We start from the raw sequence: 6824 nt of genomic DNA on the forward strand, positions 1-6824 counted from the left end.
CCGGCGTTGCCCAGCGTCTCGCGCGCACCCGCCGCGTTCTCGCCCCCGATTTCCGCGGTCACGGCGACAGCGCCCGGCCGACCGACGCCTCGGCCTACGGGCGCAGGCTCCTCGCCGATCTCGAGGCGCTGCTCGACCAGAACGACCTCGAGACCGCCGATGTGGCCGGGTTCTCCATGGGGGCCGAGATCGGCCTCGCCTTCGCGGTCCATCGACCCGACAGGGTGCTGAGCCTGACGCTCGCCGGGTCCGGCTGGTCGCCCGAAGGGATCGTGGCCGAGTATCGCCGTTGGTTCGATGCGCTGTCCGGGTCGTCCCACACGCCCGACGCGCTGGCCGCACTGATCGAGGGCATTCCCGAGATCACCGGCCTTCCCGAGGAGGCGGTGGCGGCGCTTCCCATGCCCGTCTTCGGGATCATCGGAGAGCGCGACGGCGAACGCCCCTACATGGAGCGTCTGGCCCGCGTGCTCCCCGGGTTCCGCCACGTCGTCCTGCCGGGGGCCGATCACCTCGACACCTGGCGCAGCGCGGAGCTGCCGGACCTCCTCGCGCGCGCCATCGACGGGAACCTCTAGGAAAAAAAAGGCCCGGGGTTTCCCCCGGGCCCAACCACCTTTCGGTGCACCTTGCTCTCTCAATGCACGACGGCGTCATCCGGTTTCGGCCGGTTCGACGCGGCGACGCGCCCGCCGACGATCAGACCGTCCGGCCCCGCCGTCACGGACAGCGTCTCGCCGTCCCGAACGTCGCCGGCGAGGATCATCTCGGCCAGCGGATCCTGCAGAGAACGCTGGATCACGCGCTTCAGCGGACGCGCCCCGAAGACCGGGTCGTAGCCTTCGTCGGCCAGCCAGCTCCGCGCGCTTGGATCGAGCTCCAGCACGATCTTGCGCTGCGCCAGCCGCTTCTCGAGGCGGGCGAGCTGGATCGTCACGATGCCGGTCATGTCGGCCCGCGTCAGGCGGTCGAAGACGATCATGTCGTCCAGCCGGTTCAGGAACTCCGGCCGGAAGTGCGCCCGCACCGCGTCCATGACGTCGCGCTTGGCCTGCGCGGCATCGGCCCCCTCGGGCAACTGGCTCAGCGCCTGGCTCCCGAGGTTCGAGGTCAGGACGATGATCGTCTGCTTGAAGTCGACCGTGCGCCCCTGCCCGTCCGTCAGGATGCCGTCGTCGAGCACCTGCAGGAGCACGTTGAACACCTCCGGGTGCGCCTTCTCGACCTCGTCGAAGAGGATCACCTGGTAGGGCCTGCGCCGCACCGCCTCGGTGAGGACACCGCCCTCGTCATAGCCGACATAGCCCGGAGGCGCGCCGATCAGCCGGGCGACGGAGTGCTTCTCCATGAACTCGCTCATGTCGATGCGCACCATCGCCTGGTCGTCGTCGAAGAGGTATTCGGCCAGCGCCTTGGTCAGCTCGGTCTTGCCGACGCCGGTGGGGCCGAGGAAGAGGAACGAGCCGAGCGGCCGGTTCTCGTCCTGCAACCCCGCCCGCGCGCGGCGGACGGCGCGGCTTACGGCGCCGACGGCCTGCGTCTGGCCCACGACGCGGCGGCCGAGCTCCTCCTCCATGCGCAGGAGCTTCTCGCGTTCGCCCTCCAGCATCTTGGCGACCGGAATGCCCGTCCAGCGCGCGATGACCTCGGCGATCTGCTCGGGGCGGACGGCTTCCTCGACCATGACGTCCTCGTCCTGGTCCTCGGCCTGCGCCAGTTCCTTCTCGAGCCCGGGGATCACGCCGTAGGACAGCTCCCCCGCCCGCGCGAGATCGCCGTTCCGCTTCGCGACCTCAAGCTCGGCCCGCGCCTGGTCGAGACGTTCCTTGATGGTCCGCGCCGACTCGAGCTTGTCGCGCTCGGCCTGCCACTTCGCGGTCAGCTCGGCCGATTGCTGCTGGAGGTTCGACAGCTCCTTCTCGAGCGTCTCGAGCCGCTCCTTCGAGGCCTGGTCGTCCTCCTTCTTCAGCGCCTCGGCCTCGATCTGCATCTGCAGGATCTGCCGGTCGAGCGCGTCGAGCTCCTCGGGTTTCGAATCCACCTCCATCCGCAGGCGCGAGGCGGCCTCGTCCACGAGGTCGATCGCCTTGTCGGGCAGGAAACGGTCGGTGATGTAGCGATGCGAGAGGGTCGCCGCCGCGACCAGCGCGGCGTCCGAGATCCGCACGCCGTGGTGCAGCTCGTACTTCTCCTTGATGCCGCGCAGGATCGACACGGTGTCCTCGACCGTCGGCTCCTCCACCATCAGCGGCTGGAAGCGCCGGGCCAGCGCCGCGTCCTTCTCCACGTACTTGCGGTACTCGTCGAGCGTCGTGGCGCCCACGCAGTGCAACTCGCCCCGCGCCAGCGCCGGCTTGATCAGGTTGGCCGCGTCCATCGCGCCGTCCGTCTTGCCCGCGCCCACGAGGACGTGCATCTCGTCGATGAAGAGGATGATCTCGCCGGCGGCGGCCTCGATTTCCTTCAGGATGGCCTTCAGACGCTCCTCGAACTCGCCGCGATACTTCGCGCCCGCGATCAGCGCGCCCATGTCGAGCGCCATGAGCTTCTTGTTCCGCAGGCTCTCGGGCACGTCGCCGTTGACGATCCTGAGCGCCAGGCCCTCGGCGATGGCGGTCTTGCCGACGCCGGGCTCGCCGATGAGGACGGGGTTGTTCTTGGTGCGCCGCGACAGGACCTGCATGGCGCGGCGGATCTCCTCGTCGCGGCCGATGATCGGGTCGATCTTGCCCTCCCGCGCGGCCTCGGTCAGGTCGCGGGCGTATTTCTTGAGGGCGTCGTAGCTCTCCTCGGCGCTCGACGAATCGGCGGTGCGCCCCTTGCGGAGGTCGTTGATCGCGGAGTTGAGGGCCTGCGCGTTCACCGCCCCCGCGTCGAGCGCGTCCTTGGCCCCCGACTTCACCATGGCGAGCGCGGTCAGCATGCGCTCCACGGTGACGAAGCTGTCACCGGCCTTCTGCGCGAGCTTCTCGGCCTCGGACAGGACCTTGGCGGTCTGACCGTCGAGATAGAGCTGGCCCGCGTCGCCCGTGACCTTCGGCATCTTGCGCAGGGCCACGTCGAGCGCATCGCGCACCCGATCCGGGGCGCCGCCCGCCCGCGAGATCAGGCTCGCGGCCATGCCCTGTTCGTCGTCCAGAAGTGCCTTCAGCAGGTGCTCGGGCACCAGCTTCTGATGGTCCTCCCGCTGCGCGATGGTCTGCGCGGCCTGAAGGAAACCGCGTGCGCGGTCGGTGAACTTCTCCAAGTTCATCACGTCTCTCCTCTTCCAAGCGCCCGCTCCCGCCTCCACCCGCCGATGCGGCATGGAGGCTTCGGGCCTCGTCCGAGGATATGGGAAGCGTGGTGGCGCGCCGCAAGCATCCGCCCGGCGGCGCCGCGCCGCAGGCTACTGCCCCTGCGGCTCCTCTTCCTCCTCCACGCCGGGGACCTCCATCTCGGTCTCGTCGGCGATCTGAGGCAGGATCGGCTCGGCGTCCTCGCCGAAAGGCTCCAGGCCCTCGGCCGTCGGGCTGGCCGGAGGCTCGTCGCCCGACTGGAGGAGCGCGGGGACGTTGTCGGTGTTGATCGTCTGGTCGATCACCTCGTCGGGCGCGGTGCCCTCGGTCAGGCCGCCGCGCGGGCTGTCCGCCGGGCCGTCGGGCAGCGTGCCCGAGCCCGTCGGCCGCAGCTCCTGCTGGCCCTCGAAAAGCGCGTCGTCCGCGCGCTCGGCGGGCTGGCCGGACCAGAAGATGGCGAGCGCGACGAACCCCACGACCACGGCGGCGAGGATCACACCGATGAGGGGGGAACCGATCGTGCGGCGTCTTTCGGGGGGGCGGGTCATGGATCTCTCCGCTTGCGGGTGCCGGTCACACCCAGAGGATGGTGGCCGCGACGACGAGGGCGGCGAGGAACAGCACCAGCCACAGGCTCGGCGGCAGGCGGCGCGAGGAGCGCCCGCGCTCCGCGGTCTGCATGGCGCCGCGATGGGCGACCTCGCCGGACAGGCCCGGCCGCTCGCCCGGCGCGGGCCGGTTCCGGCGCGGATCGACGCCGTGGATCGGGTCATCGGCGCGCGCGTCGGACGGCGGCTCGGGTGCCGCGCCGGTGCGCGGGTCGCGGACGCGGCGCGGTGGTGCGTGCTGTGCCATGGTAACCTCCGGTTGCCGGCGTTCGGGGTCTCAACGCGCGCCCGCGGCGCCCTGTTCCGTCCGGTGACATCCCGCCCAATCGCCCGCCCCACTTCGGCCGGCTTCCGCCGATCGCCTTGCCGGTCCCATTTTCGCCCGTTTCCCGACACGCCCCCGCCCGGAACCGGGCGACACTCGGAGATGGGCGTCACCAACGAACGCCCGACCTTGGAGGGAAAGAAGAATGAGGCACATGAGGCATACGATCATCGTCACGAGCATCCTCCTGGGGATGTCCGGCGCCATCGCGCTGGCCAGTCCCGGAGGCGCGGGTCCGCATCACGTGGCGGCCCGGATGCAGAATTGAATCCCCCGCTGTCCCCCGCCGTGCGCGGGGGGCAGCGCCCCGTTTGGCTTGACTTGCCTCCGGCGTGACGCGAGACACGGGCGCGGCAGCCCGGAGCACTCCCTATGTCAGATGACCGCCTGATCGTCGCCCTCGACGTCTCGAACGCCGTGGAGGGCCTCGCCCTCGCCGACCGCATCGGTGACGCGGTCTCGTTCTACAAGATCGGGCTCGGGATGCTGACGGGCGGGGGCCTCGCGCTCGCCAACGAGCTGAAGCAGGAGCGCGGCAAGCGCATCTTCCTCGACATGAAGTTCTTCGACATCGGCGCGACGGTCGAGAAGGCGGTGCGCGGGATCGCGGCCTTCGACCTCGATTTCCTCACCGTCCACGGCGACCCGCAGGTGGTTCGCGCTGCGACGGAGGGGGCTTCGGGCACCGGGCTGAAGATCCTCGCCGTCACGGTGCTGACCTCGAACGACCGCGCGGACCTCGACGCCAACATGATCGTCCCGGGCGACGTGGCCGAGATCGTGGCGACCCGCGCCGCCCGCGCCTTCGACGCCGGGGCGGACGGCGTGATCGCCTCCCCCCACGAGGCCGCGATGATCCGCGCCCTGCCGGAGGCCCGTGGCCGCCTGATCGTCACGCCCGGTGTGCGGCCGGAAGGAAGCGACAGGGGCGACCAGAAGCGTGTCGCCACGCCCGCCGAGGCGATCCGGAGCGGGGCCGATCACATCGTCGTCGGCCGCCCCGTCTGGCAGGCGGCGGACCCCGCCGCCGCCGCGCGCGCGATCCTGGCGACGTTGCCCTGAGACGAGGCCTCAGTTCTCGTTTATGTCCCGGTCGAAGGTCTTGACCTGGTTTCGGTAGACGCCGACCCAGCGGCGCAGCGCGAGCCACGCCAGCAGCGACACCACGGCGAAGACCAGCAGCAGCACCGCGAGGTTCCCGGCGAGCCAGACAGCGAGCGGTCCGCCGACCAGCAGGATCAGCGCGATCACCGCCGCGCCGATGGCGAAACCGAGAAGCACGAAGGACGGCAGGATCACCTCGCCGATGGCGAGGACGACGGCCGCCGCCCCCCAGACCCACCACGCGCCCCACATCAGCTCCGCCCCCGCAGCATCTGGAACGCCTTGCCGAAGGCGTCCACGGCGTCGGCCGGAACGATGACGGTCTGGTTGCCCTGCTTGCCGGCGACCTGGGCGATGGCCTTCACCTGTTCGAGCGCGATGTTGTACTGGACCGCCTCCAGGCCTCCCCGCGCGATGGCTTCGGCGACGACGCCGGTGGCATAGGCCTCGGCGTCCGCCTCGACGCGGCGGGCCTCGGCCTGCTGGCGGGCGGCGTAGAGGTCTGCGTCGGCGGCGAGCTCGACCGCGCGCTTCTGGCCCTCGGCGCGGGTCACGGCGGCGCGCCGCTCGCGCTCGGCGTTGAGCTGCTGGAGCATCGCGTCACGGGTCGCCTGGTCGAGGCCGACGTCGAGGATCTCCGCCCGCGTCACCTCGATGCCCCAGTCGTTGACCGCGCCCTCGACGCTTTCCTTGATCCGCGCGATCAGGCTGGCGCGGTTCGACTGCACCTCGTCGAGTTCCATCTTGCCGATCTCGGCCCGCACGATGCCCGCGACCGTCGTCGCGATGGCCGCATCCACGTCGCGGATGCGGTAGACGGTCTTTTCGGGCTCGAGCACCCGATAGAACACGCTCGTCTCCACGACGAGCAGCACGTTGTCGAGGGTGATCGCGTCCTGGCTCGCGGTCGGCAGCTGCCGCTCGAGGATCGAGACCCGGTGCGCCACGCGGTCGAGGAAGGGCACGATGAAGTTGATGCCGGGACCGAGGACCGACTTCAGCCTCCCGAACCGCTCCACCACGTGCTGCTCGGACTGCGGCACGATGCGGATGGCGAGGAAGATGCAGAGGATGATGAAGAGCGCGAGCAGAAGCAGCACGAGATTGCCGCCGAAAAGCTCGCCGATGACCTGGTCCATATCGAAACTCGTCTGTTGGGGCTCTTGCTTCATGCCGCATCCTATGCGCAGCGACAGGGGCCAAAGATAGGCGAAAATTGGCCACGCGGTCGGGGAATTTCACCCCTCCGCTCCCCTTTCAGGCCCGCACGAGCCGCGGCTGGCCATCCGGGCGCGCGATCTCGCCCGCCGCCTCCATCTCGTCGCGCACAAGCGTGCAATGCCAGCCGAGCGGCCCGAGCCGCCCGAGGTCGCCCTGCGACATCCGCGCCTTGACCGCCCCCGGCAGCGCCGCGAGCGAAAGCCCCTCCGGCCCCGCGCCCTCGACGGCATGGAGGATCGCGCGGCGCACGGCGTGGAACTTCCACGCCGCGACGGGCGTGACCTCGCC

8 protein-coding genes are annotated in these 6824 nt (G+C 70.4%); 2 read left to right on the plus strand and 6 right to left on the minus strand.

The window, feature by feature from the left end; translation table 11 throughout:
- Positions 1-578: alpha/beta fold hydrolase (locus tag ACTS11_RS10965; RefSeq protein WP_442640350.1), on the plus strand; the 578-nt coding region annotated here is incomplete at its 5' end.
- Between the two features lie 59 nt (positions 579-637).
- On the opposite strand, the gene clpB is transcribed toward ACTS11_RS10965, so the two are convergent.
- From clpB to ACTS11_RS10980, 3 genes are all read right to left on the minus strand, one after another.
- Positions 638-3253, minus strand: a complete 2616-nt coding sequence (clpB, locus tag ACTS11_RS10970) for an ATP-dependent chaperone ClpB (protein ID WP_442640351.1) — start codon at positions 3251-3253, stop codon at positions 638-640.
- A 135-nt stretch (positions 3254-3388) separates the two neighbouring features.
- Positions 3389-3826 carry a hypothetical protein gene (locus ACTS11_RS10975; RefSeq protein ID WP_442640352.1) on the minus strand — a complete coding sequence of 146 codons (438 nt, stop codon included), beginning with the start codon at positions 3824-3826 and terminating at the stop codon, positions 3389-3391.
- Positions 3827-3851: 25 nt separating this feature from the next.
- On the minus strand, positions 3852-4133 hold the full coding sequence (locus tag ACTS11_RS10980) for a hypothetical protein (RefSeq protein WP_442640353.1): 282 nt from the start codon (positions 4131-4133) through the stop codon (positions 3852-3854).
- 450 nt (positions 4134-4583) lie between these two features.
- Here ACTS11_RS10980 and pyrF point away from each other — a divergent pair, with 450 nt between their 5' ends.
- Positions 4584-5273, plus strand: a complete 690-nt coding sequence (gene pyrF / locus ACTS11_RS10985; protein ID WP_442640354.1) for an orotidine-5'-phosphate decarboxylase — start codon at positions 4584-4586, stop codon at positions 5271-5273.
- A gap of 9 nt (positions 5274-5282) precedes the next feature.
- On the opposite strand, the gene ACTS11_RS10990 is transcribed toward pyrF, so the two are convergent.
- The 3 genes from ACTS11_RS10990 to ACTS11_RS11000 form a co-directional block, all read right to left on the minus strand.
- Entirely contained in the window at positions 5283-5567 is a 285-nt protein-coding gene (locus ACTS11_RS10990) for an NfeD family protein (RefSeq protein ID WP_442640355.1), read from the minus strand.
- Positions 5567-6454 (minus strand): SPFH domain-containing protein, encoded by an 888-nt coding sequence (locus tag ACTS11_RS10995; protein WP_442640357.1) that lies wholly within the window; start codon positions 6452-6454, stop codon positions 5567-5569. Before ACTS11_RS10995 ends, ACTS11_RS10990 begins: the two co-directional genes overlap by 1 nt.
- 118 nt (positions 6455-6572) lie before the next feature.
- Positions 6573-6824 (minus strand): DUF6958 family protein (locus tag ACTS11_RS11000; RefSeq protein WP_442640356.1); only part of this gene is annotated, 252 nt, incomplete at its 5' end.

Origin of the sequence: Roseicyclus sp., from assembly GCF_052168335.1 — a bacterium.
Lineage (GTDB): Bacteria > Pseudomonadota > Alphaproteobacteria > Rhodobacterales > Rhodobacteraceae > Roseibacterium.